Here is a 23,224-nt window from a genome sequence, read left to right as displayed (position 1 = left end):
AAGCTTAAAGCAGAAAGACTAAAGTTTAAAGCAAAAGAATATTACACAATTAAATAAACTAAGAGACTAAAGCTCATAGCTAAAAATATCACACGTGTATTTTTATTAAAATTTGCACGTGCAAGTACATCCATGTATCTTTACATCAATACATCTTGACGTCAATAATAAGAAGATTATGAATACCAAGCTAACCTTAACCATAGATGAGTCTGTAATTAAACGGGCGAAGGCTTATGCACAAGAGCAAGGGAGAAGTTTGTCTGCTGTTGTAGAAAATTACTTGAAAGCTGTAATTGCAAGAGAAGAAATTAAGCCTGTTCAAGAAGAACTTTCTCCACTGTTAAAATCATTATTAGCTAATCGTCCTAAAATTAATTTGCCTGCAGATTATGATTATAAAAAAGAATTAGAGAAAATTAGGGATGAAAAATATAAAAAATACTGGGATAATGAATAACATTGTTATCGATTCTGATATTTTATTAGACTTTCTTCTTCAAAGACAACCATTTTTTGATCACTCTTCAAAGGTTTTAGCACTCTGTGAAAGAGGAAAGGTTAAAGGATTTATTACAGGTTTAATTATAAGTAATACTTATTATTTGTTAAGGAAACATTTTCAACATAAATTGATTATGAATGACTTTAAACAGTTACTAGTTTTCTTAGATGTATTAACGATCGAAAAAAATACTATTTTAAAAGCTATTGATTCTGAATTTTCTGATTTTGAAGATGCCCTTCAAAATTTTTCAGCCGAAAGTAATGGCATCATTAATGCCATCATCACTCGTAATATTAATGATTATAAGAAAAGTAAGCTTAGCGTACTTACACCAACTATGTTTTTAGAAATATTATAAAACAAAAAATCCTGCCTCGCCTAACCGAAACAGGATTTACTGTGTGTTGTTTTGATCAAATACCCTTTTCAGGGTTTAAAATCAATTTAGTCCAAAGGTTACGCCGAAGCTCATGTTTTTCAAACCTGCCTGTGCTGTTGTATTAAACATATCGTTGAAATAGTATTTGGTAAATAAGCCAAAACCACCATAACCTAACCTAAATGTACCACCATAACGCACCGACTGGAAGTGGTAATTATCATATTGTTTTTCTTTTCCACGTTCATCGCTAATCTGTTTTATTTTTCCATTTAAAAGGAAGCTCACTTCAGGGCCTAAAATAAAATAGAACCTTTTGCCCTTGTCGTTTTCTTTGGTGCGCAATTCAAAGTTTAAAGGAATGTGAACATAGCTACTGGAAAAACGATTTTTGGAGAAAGCGATATTTTCATTTACATAGGCTAGTGTAGGTTGATTTTTCTGAATGGTAATGTTATCCCTTAAACGAATTAATGTCCAGTCGAAACCGCCCGCTACATAAACCTTAAAGTTCGAATTAAAACGATAACCAAATTGTAAAACATCGAAAGAGAACGTACTGGTTTTACCACCTTTATAATCTAAAAATTCATTGGTAGGTGATAAATTAAAACTACCATTATCAACTAACCTCGAAAAGCCCAGATCAACTCTGGTAAAAGTAATACCACCAACAAAACGACCTTTCTTAACTTTATCTAAAGAATCTGTATTTTTTGTGATCAGGCTTCCCCCACCAATATTTATCGTATATTTTGCTTTCTTTTTCATCACCGTATCTTTCACTACGGTATCTTGTTGTGCAAAAGCACCTGGAGCCATAACACCGGTAAGCCCGCTTACCAAAAGTGTTGTAAAAATGAGATGTTTCATATGTTGTGTGTTTTTTAAAATGAGAATTATTGAATGAGAGAATTATAAAATGAATGAGTTGTTTTTAATTAAATGATTGATCAGTTGAATGAAAGAATGGTTGAACCTACCAAGTCTTATCACCCTCTAATTTGGTTTATTTCCTGTTTTTCTTACCAATTCTAAAAGGCCCGATGTTTACTGCAGATATGGAAGAATCATCATCATCTGTTCTGAACTGGATTAATTTATCTTTCCTTTTATCCATTTTATTTACGATCAGGTTAACTACATCGCCCACATTACGGATTCCTCTTTTTTCAGGTTGATCATTTTCTCCTGCCACCTCATCCGGTAAAATAGTGCTGGTATTTGCAGCCAGAATAACTTCTTCCTGAGGTTTTAATATCGCTTCCTCAATTTTAGTTTTAAGATCCTTCTGAGGTGTTTCAGTTTTAGCCATTAAGGTTTCCTGCTTTGGTATTTCAGGCGAAGTAATTGGCTTCTGACTTCCAGCAGGAGCAGTCTTTTCTTTTTCTGAACTTTTTGCAATCATTTCAACGGGTTTTGAAGCCTCAGGTAAAACCCGTTCTATTTTTTCAGCTGGAGTGATTACAGCCTTAGCAGTATCTGTAACTGGTAATTTTTCAATTGCTGGTTTAGCTACTTTAGGTGTTATATGATTTGCAAACTGTTTCGGTTTAACATCCTGCTGCTGATAAACCAAAACACTCGCGGTAGCGATTAATAGTACTGCTGCTGCCGATAACCAGTAAATGGGTATAATTCTTTTACTCTTTGGTTCTATTTTACTTTCAATGCTGCCCCATAAATCTTTAGCGGGTGCGATTTCTGCATCTTCAAAAGCATTTTTAAATAACTGATCAAAATCTTTATCCTGTATAGGTTGCATAACCAAATCCCTCCATTTTTATAATTTCTTCTTTTAATATCGCCCTTGCCCTTGATAACTGCGATTTACTTGCACCCTCAGAAATGCCCAGTGTTTCACCGATTTCCTTGTGCGAATAACCTTCAATTACATACATATTAAAAACCATCCGGTAACCATCCGCTAATTTTTGTATTACCTTCATTAGATCCTGCATACCCAGTGTACCAAAATCAAATCCGGTTGAAGGTTGTTCGTATGCTTCATCAATATCAACTACATTCAGACTCCGTAAATTTTTCCGGTAACTTTCAATGGCAGTATTTACCATTACCCTTCTGATCCAACCTTCAAAAGAACCATCACCCCTGTATTCCTTTATCTTTTGAAAAATCTTGATGTAACCCATTTGCAATACATCTTCAGCTTCCATTTTATCTTTGGCGTAACGCATACAAACAGCCAACATTTTCGGTGCAGTTTGCCTGTAAAGCAATTCCTGCATTTTCCGGTCGCCGGTTTTGCAGCCTTCCATCAAATCGTTTATTGTATAGCTTCGCGTCAATTTCATTGTGTGTTTGTATATAGAAGATGGCAGATAACACACATTGGTTGCATGGGAGGCAAAAAAAAGTTAAATAAAGTTAAAATTATCAGATAGATATTGATTTTCAGATGGATATCTGATGTTTAATTTTTAGAAAGTTATAGTTTTTTGATTTGAAAAGCAAAGGCAGAGCATTTTTTAAGCGTTCGTCCCGCTATTCCCTTCAAAAGCCTTGGCTCGTTCCTCACCTTCGTATTTTTCGCTGCTATCGGGTTTAGAAATCAGGGAACAGTTTAAAAACAAGAAACCTCGTAAGTTTTGAAAACCTACGAGGTTTGAAATGGATCAGCTGAATCACCCTAAACCTTACACTTTTACCTTTCGGCTTTCTTCACCTTAAACAATTTAAAATCCTGTTTATACGTTAAGAAAAAAGAGTGGTTAAACTGCAATTGTTTATCGGTATGATCCAGATCAATATGTGGTTCGAACCGAACATCCAGATATAAATGTGGAATAAGTTCCTTCTGATAGGCATAACGCAGCGAAATGATATTTCTTCCGCTCTGCTTTAAGCCATTGGTATATAAATTACTTGAAACAGATTCATACAAAGGCATACCTTTTATCGAAATAAAATTATTTCCTTTCCAGTATGATGCCACTAAGCTGCCCCATTTACTTTCCACGCCAGCATTCAGCCACATACCAAAACCACCTTGATAGGCTCTTCTTTTATCAGGCGAAAAATCTTTGTAAACCGCAATATAGTTATCGGTATAAACCTGTTTGATATTCGCACTAATATCTTTATGCAGTTTTAAACCCGTAGCGCCGTTAAAAACCGTACTAATCGGAATTTCCTTTAACACATCAATTTGTCCGCCCTGGTGGAAAGCCAGGAACTGTGCAGGAAAACTAAACTTCCACCCATTATTTTCAGCAATAGTAGTTTCGGTTGATAAACCACCTATTATTTCCTCTTTCGCAGCCTCTCCGGTGTAAATCATTTTCTGCCAGGCAATCCAGGCATCTAAACTAAATTTCTTCCGCTCTATCAATAGCTGTGTTCCATATTCAATTGGCGTAGTAATTATTCTTTCAAAATCATAAAGTGGTTCTATGTATTTATGCTGAATTCCTCCTTCCAAACTTCCGAAAACAAGGGTTAAATTTCTTTTATGGTATTTTAAGCTAAACAATGGTTTGGCATCTGTAACCCCATTTCTGCCAAAATCTTTTCTTATAAATGCACCTGCGGTAATGGCCAGATTTGGATGTGCATAATAAACGATCTGTGGCTGTAACTGTGTCCCGTAAAAGGTATAACCATCATGAAAATCGTTGGTATATTCGTAGTTCCGAACATAGTTTAAATTGTAAAAGTTAAAATGAACTTCATTGATTAAACTGCTATCAGGACGGATTCTGTTTTCAAAAGCCGATTGATTGAATTGTGCTGCTGCGAAATAGGATGTGAATGAAAAAGTTAGGAAGAGTAAGGCCTTTTTCAAACCTGTGTTTATGAACATGTGCTTGGATTTTATCGCTCAAATTTAGAATAGTTTTTCGTAAAGTATAAAGGCGTGAGGATCAAAGTACCTAGAATTGAATACAAGTTGACGAAAAGCAAACAAAGCACACTTAATTGGATTTTGACTTTCTGATTTAATCTTTCAGTTCTATTCTTAAAAGCTTATTTCTTCAGCCGGTAATTCTTGTATAGCTTAACTGCAATCATAATTGCCATTGCTACCCCCATGATGCCAATTAAACCATAAATCCAGTTAATCGCATCTTTAAGGATAACCACAAAAACGATAGCAATCATAAAGATTGTTGCCAATTCCCGCCACAGGCGCAACTGAAAACTGCTCATTTTAAATTGATTGTTTTTAAGTTGCTTCACAATATTCTGGCAGATGAAATGATAGATTAGCAAACCGATTACAAAACCAAGTTTAACATGCATCCAGGGCATCTGTAATAGCATAGGATGTAATGTCAGCATGGAAGCACCTGCCATAACAGAAATAACCATTGCCGGAACAGCAATAATTTTCCACAAAGTAGCTTCCATTTTAGTGAATTGCTGGAGAAGAATACTTTTTTCAGGCTCCGGCTTTTCAGTTGCCTCGGTATGGTAAATAAAAAGACTTAAAATATAGAATAACCCAGCCATCCAGCTGATGACAAATACAATATGTACCGCAAGAAAGTATGGATAATAGGGCTGCAGGGTTTCTATCATTAGACGTTGAAGAAATAAATGTTTGATTTAAAATAAATCAGAATGTGTTCCAACTCTTAATAAGATTATTACTCTTTCTTCCGTTACTTCAAACCAAATGATTAATAAATCAGGTTTAATATGAGCCTCCCAATTATTGTTATAATTTCCAATTAATTTATGAGGGCGATATTTCTTTTCAATTCCAACAACTCCATCAATTTCTAATTTAAATAAAAAATCTTTAATGAAATCAGCATTCTTTGTTGAACGCTTTTTCATTAACCTAACATCCTTATCAAATTGATTAGTTGGTTTTAAAACAAACATTATAATAAGTCGATATAGGTTTTTATATCTGTAATTGGTTCACCTATTCCAATACCATTATGAGCATCGTTAATCGTTTTTAATGTGATTGAATTAGGAACAGGATTAGAATTATCAGAATTTTCTCTTTTAAAAGTAACACCAAGCTCTTTTAGTAGCTGTTTAACTAACTCACTTTTTTTTTCAGGAATATTTATAATCAGTGTTTCCATATTTAAATATAACAATTTATATCCGCCGTTCAAAGCCTACTTTAGGGAATTTAGGGCTTTAATACCTAAATTCCTTTACCACCTCAATTGCATACTTTACGTTGTCGAAAGGAATATCAGGCATAATACCATGTCCTAAATTGAAGATAAAACCTTCAGTTCCACGCATGCGCTCGAATAACTTATGAATCTGTGCTTTAATTACGGATTGATCTGCATATAAAATATGTGGATCTAAATTTCCCTGAACGGCAATACCCGCAGGCAAAGCATTCTTGATATTTAATAAATCAGCATTCCAGTCAACCGAAATTACGTCTGGTTTAGCTTCTGCCATAATCGGCGCAAAAACCGAACTTCCTTTACAGAAAGAAATTACCGGAATATCTTTTCTGTTTAGGTTGGCAATAATTTCCTGAATGTAACGATGCGAAAACTCCTGGTAATCATTCCATGATAAGGCAAGCGCCCAACTATCGAAAATCTGAACAGCATTTACGCCAGCAGCAATCTGCAGGTTCAGATAATCTGCGGTTACCTTTGCAATTTTACCCAAAAGTTTGTGCGCTAACTCTGGTTGGTTATGTATGAAGAGTTTGGTTAATTTGAAATCTTTAGACGATCCACCTTCAATTAAATAGCTCATTACCGTAAAAGGTGCGCCAGCAAAACCAATTAGTGGTATATTTCCATCTAAACGTTGTTGAATTACTTTAATCGCATCAGCTACATATTGTAACTCATCCAAACAATCCACATTTAAATTTTCAATGTCCTGAGCAGTACGTACCGGATTGGCAAATTTAGGACCAACGCCTTGAGTGAAACTCAAATCGCCACCCATTGCTTCGCCCGTTACTAAAATATCGCAGAATAAAATTGCGGCATCAATTCCTAATAAATCTACAGGCAACATGGTAACATCGGCTGCAATCTCAGGCGTTTTGCACATCTCTAAAAAAGAGTATTTGTTTTTGATCTCCCAATATTGCGGCATAAAACGACCAGCCTGACGCATCATCCATACTGGCGGACGTTCTGTTTGTTTTGAGAATGCAGCGTCTAAAAATAAGTTATTCTTCATGATTTGTAGTTGCTATTCCATTAAATCGCCATACTGAATTTATTTCAGCATCTTTCTTTATAATTAAAACCTGAACTAAATTCAGGATGACGAACGGAAAAAAATTAATGATGCAAAGCTATAAATAAAAAAAAAACGAAGTACCTTTTTATTCCTAAACTGATGCTTCGTTATTCAAAATGACAATATTAATATTATAATTTGCTGATTTCCCTTTCAACCTTCGCAATAATTTCTTTTGATCGGGTCGATTCTGCCAGTTCTTTAGCCAGTTTTGTATAGGCTTCTGCTTTTTCCTTATCTTTCTTTCTTAAGGCAAGATTGGCAAGATGAATCAGCACATAACCTTTCTGGTTCTTACCGCCCACCGGGAACCGGCTGGCCAGTTGAAAATGGTATTCGGCCTTATCATAATCTTCTTCTTTCAGGGCCATATTGCCCTGCATAAATTCATAATAGCCCCTTCGGTTTCTTGATAATCTTTCTGGATTCGGTACTTCAGCCAACATTAGTTTAGCTTTTACAAAATCATTATTTTTAAAATATTTGGATGCCATTAAAACAGAACTATGCCTAAAGTGACTCCAAATGATAAAAAGAAAAAGAAAACCAGCGACAGCCGCCAGCTCATACTGAGTATAAAAGATACAAACCAATGCTGCCAGTAAAAAAACAGCCATCAATACATACCTGCCAAGACTATTATACATTAATGGATATCAGTGAATTTATAGCCTACCCCCCGAATCGAATGAAAATAAACCGGATTTTTCTGGTCTGGCTCAAAATACTTTCGGAACGTTAAAATAAAGTTATCAATTGTTCTGGTTGATGGATAAACATCATAATTCCAAACGGTTTCTAAAATTTGCTCACGAGAAACGGCATCATTCTTACGCTCAATTAAAAGCTTTAACAACATCGTTTCTTTTTTGGTCAATGGTGTAATGGTACCATCATCATTTTTCAATTCAAAAGAATTAAAATAGATTGTTTTATCACCGATTTTATAAGAGTTTAACTCTTTCAGATCATCAGATTTTAAGCTGCGTTTAACTAAAATACCCACACGAAGAATCAATTCTTCTAAGTTGAAAGGCTTAACTAAATAATCATCTGCTCCTTTTTTTAACCCTAAAACACGGTCTTCTGAAGTGTTTTTGGCTGTCAGGAACATAATCGGAACTTCTGCATTTTCCAGACGAATCGTTTCACACACCTGGAAACCATCCATTTCGGGAAGCATAACATCTAATACAATAAGATTAAAACGCTCCTCTTTAAAAACTTTAAGAGCTGTTTTGCCATCTTTAACGGCGTGAACTTTATAACCCTCCAGTTCGAGGTTTAATTTGATAGCATCTAACAAGTGATCCTCGTCTTCTACCAATAGAATTCTTAATTTTTGTGACATAATTGAGATTAACTAAATGTTACTTCAAAAATACTTCCTTGAGGCAGATTATCTTTTACTGTAATATCTGCATCATGGTATTGTAAAACCTCTTTCACAATAAACAAGCCTAAACCTGTTCCTTTCGCTTTCCTGACATTCTCATTACCAACCCGGTAAAACTTATCAAATATCAACATTTTTTCGGCATCTGAAATACCCGGCCCTTTATCAATTACACTGAGTTGAATATGCCCTTCAACCTGATGCAAAAGCACATTTATCTCATCACAAGGACTCGAATACTTTACTGCATTTTCTATCAAATTCGTCACGACTGACGATAAGGCAAATTTGTCACCTACAATCTGCAGATTTGGCTGAATTTGTGCATTAATCAATTGCTCATTACCGCAGGAGTGAACTTGCAACCTATCTGTGATCTTATAAACCAATTCAGAAAAATTAAATTCTTCTTTCGGAAAACTATAGGAACGATTTTCAATTTTAGTAGCCAACAGCATGTTTTCAACCAGATCATCCAAACGTTCAATATCTTTTAATGAATTATTTAACAAAGAAACCTGACGGGCTTTATCCAGATCCCTTTTAACAATGGTTTGGATAGAAAGTTTTATGGCTGCCAGTGGCGATTTTAATTCATGCGTAATCGACATCAGGAAATTCTGCTGTTGTTCACGAAGTTTATCTTCACGTTTAAGCGACTGGTGCAGAAAATAACCGCCGATACAAAGCAAAAAAAGAAAGACGGACCCTTCCCCCATAATCATTGTCATGCGGCTTGGCTGCAAACGCACAACCAAAGTTCCCCATGAAACTAACTGGATTAATGCGTAAAGCAATAATGCGTAAAATATAATTATAGATTTCTTCATTCCCTTCGGGTTGATTTTACTGATTTTTGGATTACATTGATTGAGTTCACAATCACCCACAACCCCTCCTTTAAAATAAGGAGGGGAGTTCCCTTAAAAGTTTTATTACTAACGTGAACTTATATGGTTAAAACTCTTTGTTCACTGTAAAAACTTAGCGTTCTCGGTGGTTAAACAAAGCCTTACTTCTTAAACACCAAATCCAATGCTTCAAAAATAGCACGTTTTGCTTTCTCCAATTCTATTTTGGTATGGGCCGCAGATACGAAACCAACCTCATAACCCGATGGGCCTAAATAAATTCCTCTATTGAGCAATTCACGGTGCATGATCTTAAATTTATCCATGCTTCCGGCATCAATATCATCAGCAGATTGGATTTTATCCTTATCTGTAAAGGCAAACCAAAAAATAGAACCTATCGTAAAAACTTTAAATTTATAATTTCTGGCTGTAGCAAATCGTTGAATGCTGGCTACGAAATCTTGTGTTTTAGCATTTAGATCTTTATAAAAACCAGATCTGCTGAGTTCTGTTAGTGTCGCAATTCCTGCAGCCATCGCAACCGGATTACCCGATAAAGTACCTGCCTGATAAACACCTCCATCAGGAGAAATATGCCCCATAATTTCAGCAGAGGCACCATACATCCCCACAGGTAAGCCTCCACCAATGATTTTTCCATAAGTTACAATATCTGGTGTGATACCATAATGCGCAGCTGCACCTTCAAAGCCAACCCTGAAACCAGTGATGACTTCATCAAAAATGAGCAGAGACTTGTTATCTGTACAGATTTTACGTAAGAATTTGATATATTCTTCATCCTGCATGATCAAGCCATTATTTGCCGGAATACCTTCGATAATTACAGCAGCTACCTGATCTTTAAACTGATTGAAAGCTTGTTTAATGGCATTTGTATCATTTAAAGGTATTACGATGGTTTCTTCAGCGAAAGATTTTGGAACCCCTGCTGATGACGTTTCACCAAAAGTAACCAAACCGGAACCTGCCTTTACTAATAATGAATCGCTATGACCGTGGTAACAGCCTTCAAATTTGATGATTTTATCTCTGCCGGTAAATCCCCTGGCCAAACGAATCGCCGACATCACAGCCTCAGTACCAGAACTCGTGAAACGAATTTTTTCTACAAACCGGTTATTTTTAATAATCAGTTCTGCCAATTCATTTTCTAAAGCAGTTGGTGCACCAAAACTCATTCCGTTCTGCATCACTTCGGTAACCTTCTCACGGATTTTTGGATGGTTATGGCCTAAAATCAGTGGCCCCCAGCTTCCACAAAAATCAATAAATTGATTACCGTCTGCATCCCAGATATAACAGCCATCACCTTTTTCAATAAAAAGTGGTGTACCATACACCGATTTAAAAGCCCTTACAGGCGAATTTACACCACCCGGAAAATAGGTTTTTGATCTCTCATACAACTCCGCTGATTTTACCCTTGAAATATCAGGTTTACTTCCTGTGTTAACCGGAATATCGGCCTCATTGCCCGAAAATATTTTCTTTAATGAATCTAACATTTTTTTAGTTTTTAAGTTGTACGTATTAAGTTTTAAGTATTCGCCAAAACGCAGAACCTAAAACCTAAACTTACAATCTTCCTTTTCTCAAACCTATATATTAAGTTTTAAGTCTCTACCTAAACGTAGAACTTACAACTTTAAATCCAATCGTTATTTAAAATATCTTTAATATGATAAGTAGTAATGATACTTGCACCGGCTCTTGCAAAGGCATGCATCGTTTCCATTACCACCTTTTGTTCGTCAATCCAGCCACGTTCTGCAGCAGCCTTAACCATGGAGTATTCACCTGATACATTGTAAACCGCTATAGGTAGATTGGTATCTTGTTTTAACCGTTGGATAATATCCAGGTAAGCTAATCCGGGTTTCACCATCAGTACATCTGCACCTTCCTGTTCATCCAGCTGTGCTTCACGTAAAGCTTCTAAAGGATTTCTAAAATCCATCTGATAAGCTTTACGGTCACCTTTGCTCGGGGCACAGTCTGCAGCCTCTCTAAACGGGCCATAATAAGCCGAGGCAAATTTCGTCGCATGACTCATAATGGCTGCATTTACAAAACCATTATCATCCAACAGATTTCGCATCGCTTCAATTCTGCCATCCATCATATCTGATGGCGCAAGCATATCAGCTCCGGCTTGCGCATGTGTTAAAGCCATTTTGGCAATTACATCAACCGTTTTATCGTTTTGAACATAATCATTTTCCAAAATACCGCAGTGCCCATGAGTGGTATAAGAACAAACGCATACATCGGTCACCACATATAAATCATCGCCAAATTGTTTCTTTAATTCACGAACGGCTGTTGGCACCAGGGAATGATCATGATAGGCAGACTTTGCATCAGCTGACTTTTCATCTCCGACACCAAAAAGCATGATTTTATTCAAGCCCTTTTTCATTCCGGCTTCCACATCCTTAACCAAAGCATTAACCGAATAATGGTTTACACCAGGCATGGCATCAATCGCATGTGTAACATTTGTTCCAGGCACTACAAAATACGGGTACACAAACATATCTTTCGATAGTCGGGTTTCGGCTACCATCTCTCTCACTAACGGATTTTTCCGTAATCTTCGCGGACGATTTAACATATAATTAGTATTTAGTATCAAGTATCGAGACTTGAGTATTCATTTTTCCTTGGAAGTGATTTCACCGATTCCTTATTTAATAGCACTGTTATGAGTAAGTCGTTTTGCTTTCAGCACTAATCTTTTAGCTTCCAAACCCTCAACCTCTATTTAATTTCTATTCCAAAAACGGCCTCTGCTAATCCGATTTCATCAGGAGAATATGGCAAGGCATATTTTACACCCATCTCATCAAACTTTTTCCCTGTTGAATTACCGATGGCAATTACTTGTTGCCCAGGTTCTAGCAAATTATCAGCAAAATAGGCATCTACATTGGATGGACTGGTAAAAATTAACACATCAGCATAACTCTGGTCGATGTTTTCTTCAATTACCGTTTCGTAAATGGGTAAATCAATAATTTTAGCATCAGCTGGCAAAGATTTTTGGATAGACTGCAATGAATCCTGTGCCCTTGGAAACAGGATATTTTTTCCTGAAACCAGCTTTGCAAAATCTTCAGCAACTTCTGTAATATCACCACTTTCACCTACAAAATTGGCAACATGACCAAACTTACGCAAGGCATCCTCCGACCCCCTACCTACTACGCCAAATTGTGTTTTCTTAGGTAAATGCGGTTTAAGATTGAAAAAATACTCCACACTATTTCGGCTGCTAAAGAAAATCCAATCAATATTTTTTAAAATAAACTGATCTAAAACCGTTACGATAGGAAAAGTACGAATTAAAGAACGGCCTTCAATTTCAATTCCTTTGCTTTCCAGTGCTTTACGAAAATAGCTATGTTCTCCAATTTCGCGTGAGATAAAAACTTTAGCCGGCTTCTTTCTTTCCTGACTAAACTTGGCAACGATTTTTTCGGCCAAACCTTCCGTCGTTTCTGAGCGCAAAAACAAGCGTTCAGGAAAATCATCTGCGGTTTCAGCTTTTGATGTCCATACTTCAAAGACACCATCTTCTTCTTTGCAGTAACAGCCTAACGGCATATGGCACCCTCCCTCAAACAAGTTCAAAACTTTACGTTCCACACCCACTTCTTTAGCAGTTAAGGGATCGTGTAGTGTTTGAAGTGCTTCAAAGAGTTCATGATCATTTTCTCTGATTTGTATCGCTAAAGCACCCTGAGCCGGAGCCGGAACAAATGTAGTAGGTGCTAATTCCTCTACATGAAACTCACTAACATCTAAACCCAACCGTTTAATACCAGCTTTGGCGAGCATAATGGCATCATAGCTTTCATCCCTCAATTTCTGGATACGTGTAGGTACATTTCCCCGTAAATCTTCAATTTCCAAATCAGACCGTAAGCCCAATAATTGCGCTTTTCTCCTGTTTGATGAAGTACCCACCATGGCACCCTTTTTCAATGAAAGTTTCTGGGATACATCTACGCAATCTTTTAAAATCAATAGATATTCAGTGGCTTCCTCACGTGGAGGAATAGCGGCAATAGTTAAGCCTGCAGGATGATTGGTCGGCAAATCTTTCAGGCAGTGAACGGCCAGGTCAATTGTACCAGCCAGGAGCTCTTCTTCCAGTTCTTTGGTAAAAAAACCTTTTCCTTCTAATTTATCCAATCTCAAATTCAGGATTTTATCGCCCTGTGTTTTGATGATTTTAATATCAGCTTCTATTCCAATTGCAGCTAACTCACTTTGAATATGATTAGCCTGCCATAAAGCGAGGTCGCTACCGCGTGTTCCGATGGTTAATTTCTTCACTATAAACATTTGATGAGTAGCAAATTTAAGGTAAATAGTGCTTGAAACTATAAATTGTTTAAAAATGAGACAGTGAGGTTACAGAGAAGGGAGATTGAGATGAAAGTAGCGTAATTTAAATCACAATGAGAAGTTCCCGTAGCTGGATAGTTATTTATTAATTAGGCTAAAAACCCTTTAGGAAACAGAGATTTAAAATGCTAAATTGTAAGTAAAATGAATTCGTTTGACCAGATCAGGAGGGTAAAAAAGTATAAGCTTTAATCGAAGAGCATTACATCTAGAATTTGTTCACCCTGATTAAACCCAAAAGAGATAAAACCTAACTTAACGTACTTTGGGCGTACCTTAAGCGTTCTTAGCGGTTAAATTAAGATTCTTTAACCAGAATTTCTTTGGCCATAATCATCGGTACACTGATGCACTTTTTCTCCATGTAATTCATTACGCGTTCCAGAACTTCGCGGGAAGCTTCATCCATCTGGCTAATTTCATCTGCAAATACGCCATTCAATGCCGTATTTTTGATTTCTTTAATCTTCCGTGGAACATCCTGCATGGCCAGTTCAATCCGGCGTTGTTTCAGTACGGTAAAAAACTCAGCGATATTGGCATTGATGATATCCTCCGCGTGAACCAATTCATTATAACGTTCCTGGATATTTTTACGGGCAACTTCTTTTAAAGATTCTACTTCAATGTAATGAACCGGGTTATTGTGAATAACAGCGGGGGCCACATCGTTCGGGATCGCTAAATCAACAATTACCTTTTTCCCCGTATCGCCATTTAATAGCTTAGCATAAAGGGCTTCATTGATAATGGCTTCAGTAGAACCTGTACAGGTAATAATCACATCAAAGCCTTCCGTAAAATCTTCTAAAGCTTCTAAAGGATAAGCTTTACCATTCAACTCTCCCGCTAAAGATTCTGCTTTAGATAGGGTACGGTTAAAAATAGAAAAGTTTGAGTATTTATGTTTATTAAGATATTTTGCAATATTCTGGTTGGTTTCACCTGCTCCAATGATTAATACACGTGAATTGCCGCACATGTTTAATTCTTTAAGCTTGCGATAAGCAAGAGAAACCACAGAAACCGGATTTTTTGAAATGTTCGTATGCGTATAAACCTCTTTCGCAGTTTTAACCACCCGCTCCATAATCATACGCATATAATCGCCGGTAAAACCTGCATCACGGCAGTTTTCATAAGCTTTACGTATCTGTGCAAGAATTTCTTTTTCGCCAACCACCAAACTTTCCAAAGAACAAGACGTTCTTAAAAGATGGTTGAAAGCTTCTTCGTTTTCGAAAACGGTAACATTATCAAGGAAACGCTCCATAAACTCCGGAGGCAAACCCATGTCCAACACCGTAAGAAACCGGGTAACAAATTCTTTATCTGTTTTCTCCTTAGTCAAAAAAACAAACTCTACACGGTTACAGGTTCCAACGTAAAAAATTTCGCTAACAGGAAGCTCAGTTTGAATATTCTTCAACCTGCTATCCAAACTCTGGTCACAAATAACTAATTTCCCTAAAGATTTCAGGTCGATGTGGTGATGCGTAAAAGCTATTACTTTTAAATATTCCAAGTGCTTCCGTTGTTAACTATTATCGGGATACAAAAGTAGCATGGATGATGCATGTCACCGTCATTCATCTGTAATTTAGGTTAATTTAGAACGGTTTTAAATAGATGCAAAACACTGACAATCGAAACATTATTTACAAAACTTTCCTAGGGATATATGGCCTTTTGTATATCCTGGGAGGGATTAATCATTTTATATCAACACCCGCATATCACGCCATTATGCCAAAATGGTTGCCGGCTCATGCATTTTTAATTTATCTATCTGGTATGATGGAAATTGTTTCAGGAATAATGCTGCTTTTTTCAAGAACAAAAAAACTGGCTGCTTTATTTATTATTCTGATGTTAGTTGCATTCCTACCTGCACATATATACATGATTCAGATCGCACCCTTTCAGCTTGGCAAAATTTTGGTAACACCCCTTATTGCTTGGGTGAGATTACCATTTCAACTATTATTGATCGGCTGGGCCTGGTATTATTATCGAAAATAGGATAAGGTAATGAGAATTTACTCCTCCTATTTTGCATAACACCAGCAAAAGGATATGATAAGCGCACACAAATTTACAACAAAATCAGTTTTAGTAAGTTTATCTTATACACCAATTCCTTAAATGATGATTATACAAAATGATTTTAGCTTAAGTGGTTCAGATGGAAAACTAATTATTGGAGATATTACTTTTGATGATAAAAACCCTAATACCCCAATTGTACTTTTCGTGCATGGCTTTAAAGGGTTTAAAGATTGGGGCACACATCATCTGGTGGCCAGATATTTCGCCAGCAATGGATACAGGTATATTAAATTCAATTTATCACATGGTGGCGTACCTGCAGATTATCCTGTAGATGTTACTGATATGGAAGCTTTTGCCAGCAATACCATTTCTAAAGAGCTTTTTGATGTAAATGCAGTACTCGATTTTATAACCAAAGCTTACGGTAGTGAAACCCGAGTAAATTTAATTGGCCATAGTCGAGGTGGTGGATTAGCCATCATTGAGGCCGCAAATGATGTGAGAATTAATAAGCTCATCACCTGGAGCGCTATTTCGAGCTTCAATAGTCTTTGGAAAAAGGAACAGGAAGCGGAATGGAAAAAAACAGGCAAAATCTTCGTAACCAATGCAAGGACGAAAGAACAAATGCCGTTAAACGTTACTTTACTGGAAGATTTTGAGCAAAATACTCAGACATTCAACATCATTGATGCAGCTAAACGCATTAACATTCCGTGGTTAATTGTTCAGGGTGATGATGATGTAAATGTCCCTTTTGAGCATGCACAAAAATTAGCAGATGCCAATCCGAATAGCAGACTGGCGAAAATTGAAGGTGCCAATCATGTATATGGCGCATCTCATCCTTATGAAACCGAAACCTTACCACCACTTTTATTGAAGGTTTGTGAACGGTGTTTAACTTTTTTAGATGAGTAAATTGATAGCAAAGAGGGGATGTTTAATCATTCCCTTTTTCAACAAATCTTCTCATGTCACTTCCACTAGGACTTTGAAAAATCTCCAGATCGAAGTAAGGTACGGCAGCCAGCAGGTGATCGAAAATATCTGCAGCAACCTCTTCAAATTTTTTCAATGCCTTTTCTTTCGAGAAAACGTATATTTCTATTGGGAGTCCGTTTTCAGTGGCCTGTAACTGGCGAACCATAAAAGTTAAATCGGTATTAATGGAAGGATTACTTTCCAGGTATTTCTCAGCGTAAACCCTAAAAGTGCCAATATTCGTCATATGACGCCCGTTTACCAGGTTATTGGGATTCACGGTATTTTCAGCGTTGAACTGCTCAATTTGTAATTGCGTTTCTTTGAGGTAATCCTTTAAAAAATCAATGCTTTGCAAACGGCTGATTAAATCATCATCACAAAATTTTATGCTCGATATTTTAATATTAATGTGGCGTTTAATCCTCCTCCCCTCACTTTCTTCCATCGCCCGCCAATTTTTAAAAGATTCACTCACAATGGCATAACTAGGCACAATAGTAACCGTTTTATCCCAATTTCTCACTTTAATGGTAGTTAAATTGATCTCGGTTACTTCTCCATCGGCGCCATATTTTTCTACGGTAATCCAATCACCAACACGAACCAAATCGATGGCACTCATTTGCACTGAAGCCACAAAGCCTAAAATTGGATCGCGAAATACTAGAATAAAAACAGCGGTAACGGCTCCAAATCCTCCAAAAATATACAAAAGCGACTGGTTAAGTATGATGGATAAAATCAACACAAAACCAAAGATATAAATGATAATTTTAGCTACCTGCTTGTAACTCCTGATGGGTTTATCAGCATATTTTCGTGACGATTCCATCACAGAAACCAACGCATTTAAAAAGGCATTAATGGCGAACATGGTTGCCAGCACCACATAAATTTTAGAAAAAATAATGGCGTAGAAATACCAGTTTTTAAAATCAATAAAAACATACGGAACGGCATTATAAATGATGTAGGCACCGAATATTAAGGCAAAAGCCCTGAAAACACGAAATTCGTATAAGGCTAGCTGCCAGTCTGATTTAGTTTTTGCACTTTTGACTACACCAATAAAAACCTGTCTCGTAACAAAAATCGTGATGAACAGAAAAAGTGTAACACCAATTGATCCAAGTAGAAAATAGCTGTAAATTAATGCTCCGCCTGTTAATCCCTGTTCGATTAAGAGTTTTCTTAATTCATTAAAAATGGATTCAAACTCGAATAGGTTCATGAGCGCAATTTAGGTTTATTCTTGGAAATGTTAGATGACTTAAGGAAGCGATTAAACCTTCTCTATCCAATTGCCGTCATTCTTAATGATTTCAATCAGTTCATCTAAAGCAAAAGCCGTATTAACATTCTTCTTCACCACTTCCTGACCACGATAAAGCGTAATTTTGTCTGGACCTGTACCTACATATCCATAATCAGCATCGGCCATTTCACCCGGACCGTTTACAATGCAGCCCATGATTCCGATCTTAAGCCCTTTCAAATGATCGGTCCTTGAGCGGATAAGTTGTGTGGTTTCCTGCAAGTCAAAAAGTGTTCTGCCGCAACTTGGGCAAGAAATGTATTCAGTTTTACTGATGCGTGTACGTGTGGCCTGCAAAATACCAAAGCTGGTGGAGTTAATTAATGCAAGATCCAGGCCTGGTGCATCTATCCAGATTCCGTCACCAAAACCATCCGTAAATAGTGCACCAAAATCTGTTGCAGCATAAAGCATTAAGGTATCTGCATCCAGATTTTCATAACTTCTTCTGATGATGACCGGAATTTGCATGTTCAGGCTTTGCAAAGCAATAAAAAATGCCCTTTGTTCTGCCATTCCGTGTTTAGCGGATGTTTCGAGAATGAGCACAACATTATTTAGTGATACAGTTGTTAAAGTGGTTAGTTGGCTCGCATCAATTCTGACAAAATTCAAGAACTCATCCTTCACTTCAGTCCTGCTAAATTCTTCTAGGGAAAATAGAGGATGACAGTTGTTTTTATCACGAAGATTTAGCCATGTATGATAGTTATAAACCTGCTTTAAATTTCCAGGGAAAGAAAAGGAAGGCAGGTTATCACCAAGAAAAGCGAGGTCACATGCCTGATCGGCCAGGTTATATTTATCTAATCCCGCACTGTAATTATAGCCAACCGAATTCAAAAGGTAAGGATCTTTTAGGTTTTCTTTTGAAACATCAATCATGACCAAAGGGTGGTGATGATCACCAATGTGCTGAACAGACTGGGTAATTCTTCTTGAATAGGCATATGGAGAGTAAGTTGGAAGTTGAGTATTAGGAGTTAGGAGTATAATCGGCGACTCCGCACTCCGAACTTCAAACTCCAAACTCCTTTTCACATACCGATCAGCCAAAGCTTTTGCTACCGGTGCTTCAAATTCAGGGTCTTCCGTTAAGGAAACACGAATGGTATCACCTAAACCATCTTCCAGCAAAGTACCAATGCCTACAGCAGATTTAATTCGTCCATCTTCGCCATCTCCTGCTTCTGTTACGCCCAGGTGTAAAGGATAATTCATGCCTTCTTTCACCATGGTTTCAACCAATAAACGATAAGCCTGAACCATTACCTGTGTATTGCTGGCTTTCATAGAGATCACCAGGTTATAATAATTTTCGGCCTCACACATGCGGATAAATTCCATAGCAGATTCCACCATTCCTCTTGGTGTATCGCCATAATGACTCATGATCCGGTCTGAAAGTGAACCATGATTGGTTCCAATACGCATGGCAGTACCATATTCTTTACAGATTTTTATCAGTGGAATAAATTTTTTATTAATTCTTTCCAGTTCAGCGGTATAGGCGTCATGCGTGTATTCCAGATTTTCAAACTTCTTTTTATCAGCATAATTACCCGGATTTACCCTTACCTTCTCAACAATTCTTGCAGCCATTTCAGCTGCATTTGGTGTGAAGTGAATATCAGCAATCAGTGGGACATCATAGCCTCGGAAACGTAATTCCTTTTTAATATTAGCTAAATTTTCAGCTTCTTTTATGCTGGGTGCGGTGATACGAACATATTCACATCCAGATTCTACCATGCGAATGGTTTGCTCTACTGTTCCAATGGTATCCATGGTATCGGTTGTTGTCATCGATTGGATACGAATGGAGTTATGACCACCTAAAGCGATGTCTCCAATCTTAACTTCGCGGGTTAAAAACCTGGAATACTGCGTTAAACTGTTGCAATACCCTCCACCTAACTCATGCTTTACCGATAAATTTTCCATGCTACGGCAAAGATAGGCTAAATGTTTAATTGTTAAATTGATGGATTGTTAAAATTTTAAGATAGTAAAAATTTATTTTGCTAATAATTAAAAGCAATTTTCCCTTATTTTGCTATTTTTTTATAGCAATTTTTACTATTTTTGCTTATAAATACTATCAAAATGGAAAAGTTACGGCTTAAATCAAATTTAATTGTACAGCAACAAACAATGAATATTGTGAGGCCATTATCAAAAAGGATAGACTGGAGCGATAGAATTATTAGCATTTTGGGCGCCAGAGGGACTGGCAAGACTACCTTGATTTTACAGCACATTAAAGCTAATTATGGTTTAAGTGATGAAGCGTTATATGTTTCTATGGATGATATTTATTTCTCCAATAACAAATTATCAGACTTTGCAGAAGAATTTAGACAAAATGGAGGAAAAATATTATTTATTGATGAAGTACACAAATACCCGGATTGGGCAAAAGAAATAAAAAATATATACGATTTTTACAAAGACTTAAAAATCGTATTTACAGGTTCATCTATTATCGATATCTCCAGACAAAAAATAGATTTAAGCCGTAGGGCAGTACAATACGAATTAACAGGATTATCTTACAGAGAATTTTTAAGTTTTAGTAATATTATAAATCTTGATGCTATTTCATTAGAGGATTTGCTTCAAAATCATATTCAAATTGCACATGATTTAATTTCAAAATTTAAGCCATTACAGTACTTTAATGAATACTTAAAACATGGTTACTATCCTTTTTTTGTAGAAAATATCAATACCTATCACCTACGACTGGAAAAGGTTGTTAGATTAATTATAGAAGAAGATTTACAGTTTATAGCAGGTTTTAACCCACATCATTCCAGAAAAATCTATCAATTACTTTATATTTTATCAACTAATGTCCCTTTTAAACCTAACATTAGCAATTTAAGCGAAAAAACAGGAATTAGTAGAAATGCAATTGTAGAGTATTTGTATTACTTACACAATGCAAAATTAATAAATACGCTTTCGGCGGCTGGTAAAAGCATTAGTACCTTACAAAAACCTGATAAAATTTTTTTAGAAAATACAAATCTATCATTTGCTTTAAGTCCAAATAACACAGAGAAAGGTTCTTTACGTGAAGCCTTTTTTATGAATCAGCTTACAAATGCCGGGCATGCTATTAATTTACCTCTTAAAGGCGATTTTTATATTAATGATCAATTCACTTTTGAAATCGGAGGTAAGGAAAAATCAACTAAACAATTAACCGGGATTGACAATTCTTTCTTTGCCGTTGATGACATGGAAGCGGGTATAGGCAATAAAATTCCTTTATGGATGTTTGGTCTACTTTATTAATTTATTATAATTTAGAAAATAATCAAAATAGAAGTAATATTATCAAAGCCGGAATATTGATTTCTGCTATTTGGCTTGTCCTAAATCGCAAAAGTATATCCAGCTTTTCTATATCAACCTATCTCTAATTACTAAAGTATCAGCAGTAATGTCGTGCCAGCATTGATTTTTTTTATTAAGAAAGCAATACAGATAGCCAAAAAAAACAGGAATTACAGATAAGATTTTAGAAAAATTGCGTGCCATGGAACGACCTGTGGTTATCCTGCTTCCTTCCAAATCTGTCACCTTAATATTCAGCATCCTTTTACCAATGGTAGCTTGCCTTGATGATGATTCTGCAAATACACCATAAATTAATTTAACGATAAAAATGACAGGAAATGGCACTATAAAAGCCATAATTCTTTCATCCTTTCCTTGTATAAAAATATAACTGGTGAGAATGATAACCGTATAAATTCCAAAAATAATAAAGTGATCGATCACTGAAGCAAGTAACCGCTGGTCAAACGCGGCAAAATATTGAGGAGCAGTTTTTTGATATTTAAAGCCTAAAAGCTCACGCAATTCGGGAATTGCATGAGCTTCTTTATAATCGTCCATTCCGGGTGTGCGAATGAAGGTATTGGGCGTTATGTTTAACCCCTCCAGATCTGATAAAACGTAAGGGCCTTGTGGCTTACCATTAATTACAACTGTATATTGATCAGGATTCATTGGATTTTTAGATTTTAAGATCAAAGTTTTTAAAGGCCAGACCATGTATAGCCTTCAACTTTCCACCCTCAAACCTTCAACCTTTTTAGTATCTACTTACTTCAAAGTTACTTAATCCGCCGTCTAAATTGATGAAAATTTTGTTTGTGGATGCTTTATAATTTGAAGTTTCATAAAGTCCGTCACTTATTTTTTCAAATCCTGCGAAATCCTTTGCCGATAAGCCGGTTTGCGTTTTTATTCTGCAACCAGAATTAACGGGAACCTTAATCTTCACATCTGCCACGCCTGATTTCACAATTACATCAGTAATGGGCAACAATTCACCAAGTTTAATATCTAAAGCTGCAGCGCCACCATCAAAACGGAATGTGCGCACTTTATAATCCTGAAAATCGAGATCAGCTGAACCTGCACCTAGTTTCATGAAAATTTCCCAGTTCGCAGTTTTATTTAAATGAAAGTCGACATCATTAGAACCATTATTAAAGTTCCATTTTTTTCTTTTATCATCCAGCTGGAAAGTAAGAATAGTGGCACTATCCGTTACTGCTTTTTTCAATGAAAAATTACCATTTTTCCCTTTAACATTCGCATCAATCAATTCAGAAGTTTCTCCATTTAAATTGAAAGATATTCCGCCTCCAGCAATGTTCAATATTGTTTTCTTTGCATTATCTGTAGATACAAAAGGTTCTGAAAGCTTAAATTCTCTCACGGATGATGTATCTCCATCATTATCATTGTCATCATCATTGTCATCGATATCAATATCCACGCCTTTCTTAAAATGACTGCCCCACCATGAACCACGCTCAGGAATTTGTTGTCCTCTGATAAAGAGAAATGACAATGCCACTACCAATACAGCTATAGATATAATACTGCCGGTTTGAGAATTATTTCTGTTGAACAGAATATTCAGTCCGCCAATGATTAAGAATATTGGCCAGAAGCCCCAGACATTACGCCAGTAAAAGTTGATTATTCCAAAGTTTTCGAGTAGAAGTACACCACCTATAAAAAGCAGTAAAATACCCCAAATTAATCTATCTAATTTCAT

The 23,224-nt window shown here is 36.3% G+C and carries 24 protein-coding genes; 5 read left to right on the top strand and 19 right to left on the bottom strand.

The features are described from left to right. The first annotated feature begins 178 nt into the window (after window positions 1-178). Together OQ267_RS14025 and OQ267_RS14020 are read left to right on the top strand one after the other, a co-directional pair. Complete coding sequence (locus OQ267_RS14025; RefSeq protein ID WP_265818960.1) at window positions 179-460, top strand: DUF6364 family protein; 282 nt, start codon at window positions 179-181, stop codon at window positions 458-460. Beyond that, on the top strand, window positions 426-866 hold the full coding sequence (locus OQ267_RS14020) for a PIN domain-containing protein (protein ID WP_265836401.1): 441 nt from the start codon (window positions 426-428) through the stop codon (window positions 864-866). Before OQ267_RS14025 ends, OQ267_RS14020 begins: the two co-directional genes overlap by 35 nt. Before the next feature lie 81 nt (window positions 867-947). On the opposite strand, the gene OQ267_RS14015 is transcribed toward OQ267_RS14020, so the two are convergent. From OQ267_RS14015 to hemA, 15 genes are all read right to left on the bottom strand, one after another. Continuing rightward, the gene (locus OQ267_RS14015; protein WP_088300276.1) at window positions 948-1,760 is read right to left on the bottom strand and encodes an outer membrane beta-barrel protein; all 813 of its coding nucleotides are present in this window, start codon (window positions 1,758-1,760) and stop codon (window positions 948-950) included. Window positions 1,761-1,896: 136 nt separating this feature from the next. Further along, window positions 1,897-2,652 (bottom strand): hypothetical protein, encoded by a 756-nt coding sequence (locus OQ267_RS14010; RefSeq protein ID WP_265836400.1) that lies wholly within the window; start codon window positions 2,650-2,652, stop codon window positions 1,897-1,899. After that, entirely contained in the window at window positions 2,633-3,202 is a 570-nt protein-coding gene (locus OQ267_RS14005; RefSeq protein WP_088300278.1) for an RNA polymerase sigma factor, read from the bottom strand. Before OQ267_RS14005 ends, OQ267_RS14010 begins: the two co-directional genes overlap by 20 nt. A gap of 350 nt (window positions 3,203-3,552) precedes the next feature. Next, on the bottom strand, window positions 3,553-4,710 hold the full coding sequence (locus OQ267_RS14000) for a hypothetical protein (protein WP_265836398.1): 1,158 nt from the start codon (window positions 4,708-4,710) through the stop codon (window positions 3,553-3,555). Between the two features lie 164 nt (window positions 4,711-4,874). After that, window positions 4,875-5,429, bottom strand: coding sequence for a CopD family protein (locus OQ267_RS13995; protein WP_265836397.1), 555 nt, complete (start codon window positions 5,427-5,429; stop codon window positions 4,875-4,877). 27 nt (window positions 5,430-5,456) lie between these two features. Then, complete coding sequence (locus OQ267_RS13990; protein ID WP_265836396.1) at window positions 5,457-5,738, bottom strand: type II toxin-antitoxin system YafQ family toxin; 282 nt, start codon at window positions 5,736-5,738, stop codon at window positions 5,457-5,459. After that, window positions 5,738-5,950: a hypothetical protein gene (locus OQ267_RS13985; RefSeq protein ID WP_265836395.1), complete on the bottom strand. Its 213-nt coding sequence runs from the start codon at window positions 5,948-5,950 to the stop codon at window positions 5,738-5,740. Before OQ267_RS13985 ends, OQ267_RS13990 begins: the two co-directional genes overlap by 1 nt. A gap of 58 nt (window positions 5,951-6,008) precedes the next feature. Continuing rightward, window positions 6,009-7,034 (bottom strand): uroporphyrinogen decarboxylase, encoded by a 1,026-nt coding sequence (gene hemE, locus OQ267_RS13980; RefSeq protein WP_088300283.1) that lies wholly within the window; start codon window positions 7,032-7,034, stop codon window positions 6,009-6,011. Window positions 7,035-7,228: 194 nt separating this feature from the next. Beyond that, window positions 7,229-7,744, bottom strand: a complete 516-nt coding sequence (locus OQ267_RS13975; protein WP_088300284.1) for a hypothetical protein — start codon at window positions 7,742-7,744, stop codon at window positions 7,229-7,231. After that, window positions 7,744-8,448: a response regulator transcription factor gene (locus tag OQ267_RS13970; protein WP_029284042.1), complete on the bottom strand. Its 705-nt coding sequence runs from the start codon at window positions 8,446-8,448 to the stop codon at window positions 7,744-7,746. The genes OQ267_RS13975 and OQ267_RS13970 overlap by 1 nt, the downstream gene beginning before the upstream one ends. Window positions 8,449-8,456: 8 nt before the next feature. After that, window positions 8,457-9,323 (bottom strand): sensor histidine kinase, encoded by an 867-nt coding sequence (locus OQ267_RS13965; protein ID WP_265818967.1) that lies wholly within the window; start codon window positions 9,321-9,323, stop codon window positions 8,457-8,459. A 182-nt stretch (window positions 9,324-9,505) separates the two neighbouring features. Next, on the bottom strand, window positions 9,506-10,876 hold the full coding sequence (hemL, locus tag OQ267_RS13960; RefSeq protein WP_265836394.1) for a glutamate-1-semialdehyde 2,1-aminomutase: 1,371 nt from the start codon (window positions 10,874-10,876) through the stop codon (window positions 9,506-9,508). A gap of 140 nt (window positions 10,877-11,016) precedes the next feature. Beyond that, window positions 11,017-11,985, bottom strand: a complete 969-nt coding sequence (gene hemB, locus OQ267_RS13955) for a porphobilinogen synthase (RefSeq protein WP_265836393.1) — start codon at window positions 11,983-11,985, stop codon at window positions 11,017-11,019. Between the two features lie 146 nt (window positions 11,986-12,131). Further along, window positions 12,132-13,721 (bottom strand): hydroxymethylbilane synthase, encoded by a 1,590-nt coding sequence (gene hemC / locus OQ267_RS13950; protein WP_265836392.1) that lies wholly within the window; start codon window positions 13,719-13,721, stop codon window positions 12,132-12,134. Between the two features lie 361 nt (window positions 13,722-14,082). Beyond that, window positions 14,083-15,309 carry a glutamyl-tRNA reductase gene (hemA, locus tag OQ267_RS13945; RefSeq protein ID WP_088300288.1) on the bottom strand — a complete coding sequence of 409 codons (1,227 nt, stop codon included), beginning with the start codon at window positions 15,307-15,309 and terminating at the stop codon, window positions 14,083-14,085. Between the two features lie 104 nt (window positions 15,310-15,413). Between hemA and OQ267_RS22460 the strand changes: the two genes are divergently transcribed. Beyond that, on the top strand, window positions 15,414-15,806 hold the full coding sequence (locus OQ267_RS22460; RefSeq protein ID WP_088300289.1) for a DoxX family membrane protein: 393 nt from the start codon (window positions 15,414-15,416) through the stop codon (window positions 15,804-15,806). 123 nt (window positions 15,807-15,929) lie between these two features. Next, complete coding sequence (locus OQ267_RS13935; protein ID WP_265836391.1) at window positions 15,930-16,757, top strand: alpha/beta hydrolase family protein; 828 nt, start codon at window positions 15,930-15,932, stop codon at window positions 16,755-16,757. Window positions 16,758-16,779: 22 nt separating this feature from the next. Here the strand turns inward: OQ267_RS13935 and OQ267_RS13930 are convergent, their stop codons facing one another. Beyond that, a complete protein-coding gene (locus OQ267_RS13930) occupies window positions 16,780-18,054 on the bottom strand; it encodes a mechanosensitive ion channel family protein (RefSeq protein ID WP_265818973.1) in 1,275 nt (424 codons plus the stop codon). Window positions 18,055-18,105: 51 nt separating this feature from the next. Then, window positions 18,106-20,082 (bottom strand): (E)-4-hydroxy-3-methylbut-2-enyl-diphosphate synthase, encoded by a 1,977-nt coding sequence (gene ispG, locus OQ267_RS13925; protein WP_265836389.1) that lies wholly within the window; start codon window positions 20,080-20,082, stop codon window positions 18,106-18,108. A gap of 162 nt (window positions 20,083-20,244) precedes the next feature. On the opposite strand from ispG, the gene OQ267_RS13920 reads away from it, so the two are divergent. Continuing rightward, window positions 20,245-21,441, top strand: a complete 1,197-nt coding sequence (locus OQ267_RS13920) for an ATP-binding protein (protein ID WP_265836387.1) — start codon at window positions 20,245-20,247, stop codon at window positions 21,439-21,441. Between the two features lie 108 nt (window positions 21,442-21,549). Here the strand turns inward: OQ267_RS13920 and OQ267_RS13915 are convergent, their stop codons facing one another. Then, the gene (locus OQ267_RS13915; protein WP_265836386.1) at window positions 21,550-22,161 is read right to left on the bottom strand and encodes an RDD family protein; all 612 of its coding nucleotides are present in this window, start codon (window positions 22,159-22,161) and stop codon (window positions 21,550-21,552) included. Window positions 22,162-22,246: 85 nt separating this feature from the next. Continuing rightward, window positions 22,247-23,224, bottom strand: coding sequence for a LiaF transmembrane domain-containing protein (locus tag OQ267_RS13910; protein ID WP_265836384.1), 978 nt, complete (start codon window positions 23,222-23,224; stop codon window positions 22,247-22,249).

Source organism: Pedobacter sp. MR22-3 (genome assembly GCF_026240075.1).
Lineage (GTDB): Bacteria > Bacteroidota > Bacteroidia > Sphingobacteriales > Sphingobacteriaceae > Pedobacter.
Note: the sequence above shows the minus strand (reverse complement) of the source record. Positions and strands in the feature narration are given on the sequence as shown.

Excerpts from the sequence above, each read along its gene's own strand:
- OQ267_RS14025 (WP_265818960.1), top strand. The coding sequence starts at position 179 with ATGAATACCAAGCTAACCTTAACCATAGATGAGTCTGTAATTAAACGG.
- OQ267_RS14020 (WP_265836401.1), top strand. The coding sequence starts at position 426 with ATGAAAAATATAAAAAATACTGGGATAATGAATAACATTGTTATCGAT.
- OQ267_RS14015 (WP_088300276.1), bottom strand. The coding sequence starts at position 1,760 with ATGAAACATCTCATTTTTACAACACTTTTGGTAAGCGGGCTTACCGGT.
- OQ267_RS14010 (WP_265836400.1), bottom strand. The coding sequence starts at position 2,652 with ATGCAACCTATACAGGATAAAGATTTTGATCAGTTATTTAAAAATGCT.
- OQ267_RS14005 (WP_088300278.1), bottom strand. The coding sequence starts at position 3,202 with ATGAAATTGACGCGAAGCTATACAATAAACGATTTGATGGAAGGCTGC.
- OQ267_RS14000 (WP_265836398.1), bottom strand. The coding sequence starts at position 4,710 with ATGTTCATAAACACAGGTTTGAAAAAGGCCTTACTCTTCCTAACTTTT.
- OQ267_RS13995 (WP_265836397.1), bottom strand. The coding sequence starts at position 5,429 with ATGATAGAAACCCTGCAGCCCTATTATCCATACTTTCTTGCGGTACAT.
- OQ267_RS13990 (WP_265836396.1), bottom strand. The coding sequence starts at position 5,738 with ATGTTTGTTTTAAAACCAACTAATCAATTTGATAAGGATGTTAGGTTA.
- OQ267_RS13985 (WP_265836395.1), bottom strand. The coding sequence starts at position 5,950 with ATGGAAACACTGATTATAAATATTCCTGAAAAAAAAAGTGAGTTAGTT.
- hemE (WP_088300283.1), bottom strand. The coding sequence starts at position 7,034 with ATGAAGAATAACTTATTTTTAGACGCTGCATTCTCAAAACAAACAGAA.
- OQ267_RS13975 (WP_088300284.1), bottom strand. The coding sequence starts at position 7,744 with ATGTATAATAGTCTTGGCAGGTATGTATTGATGGCTGTTTTTTTACTG.
- OQ267_RS13970 (WP_029284042.1), bottom strand. The coding sequence starts at position 8,448 with ATGTCACAAAAATTAAGAATTCTATTGGTAGAAGACGAGGATCACTTG.
- OQ267_RS13965 (WP_265818967.1), bottom strand. The coding sequence starts at position 9,323 with ATGAAGAAATCTATAATTATATTTTACGCATTATTGCTTTACGCATTA.
- hemL (WP_265836394.1), bottom strand. The coding sequence starts at position 10,876 with ATGTTAGATTCATTAAAGAAAATATTTTCGGGCAATGAGGCCGATATT.
- hemB (WP_265836393.1), bottom strand. The coding sequence starts at position 11,985 with ATGTTAAATCGTCCGCGAAGATTACGGAAAAATCCGTTAGTGAGAGAG.
- hemC (WP_265836392.1), bottom strand. The coding sequence starts at position 13,721 with ATGTTTATAGTGAAGAAATTAACCATCGGAACACGCGGTAGCGACCTC.
- OQ267_RS22460 (WP_088300289.1), top strand. The coding sequence starts at position 15,414 with ATGCAAAACACTGACAATCGAAACATTATTTACAAAACTTTCCTAGGG.
- OQ267_RS13935 (WP_265836391.1), top strand. The coding sequence starts at position 15,930 with ATGATGATTATACAAAATGATTTTAGCTTAAGTGGTTCAGATGGAAAA.
- OQ267_RS13930 (WP_265818973.1), bottom strand. The coding sequence starts at position 18,054 with ATGAACCTATTCGAGTTTGAATCCATTTTTAATGAATTAAGAAAACTC.
- ispG (WP_265836389.1), bottom strand. The coding sequence starts at position 20,082 with ATGGAAAATTTATCGGTAAAGCATGAGTTAGGTGGAGGGTATTGCAAC.
- OQ267_RS13920 (WP_265836387.1), top strand. The coding sequence starts at position 20,245 with ATGGAAAAGTTACGGCTTAAATCAAATTTAATTGTACAGCAACAAACA.
- OQ267_RS13915 (WP_265836386.1), bottom strand. The coding sequence starts at position 22,161 with ATGAATCCTGATCAATATACAGTTGTAATTAATGGTAAGCCACAAGGC.
- OQ267_RS13910 (WP_265836384.1), bottom strand. The coding sequence starts at position 23,224 with ATGAAATTAGATAGATTAATTTGGGGTATTTTACTGCTTTTTATAGGT.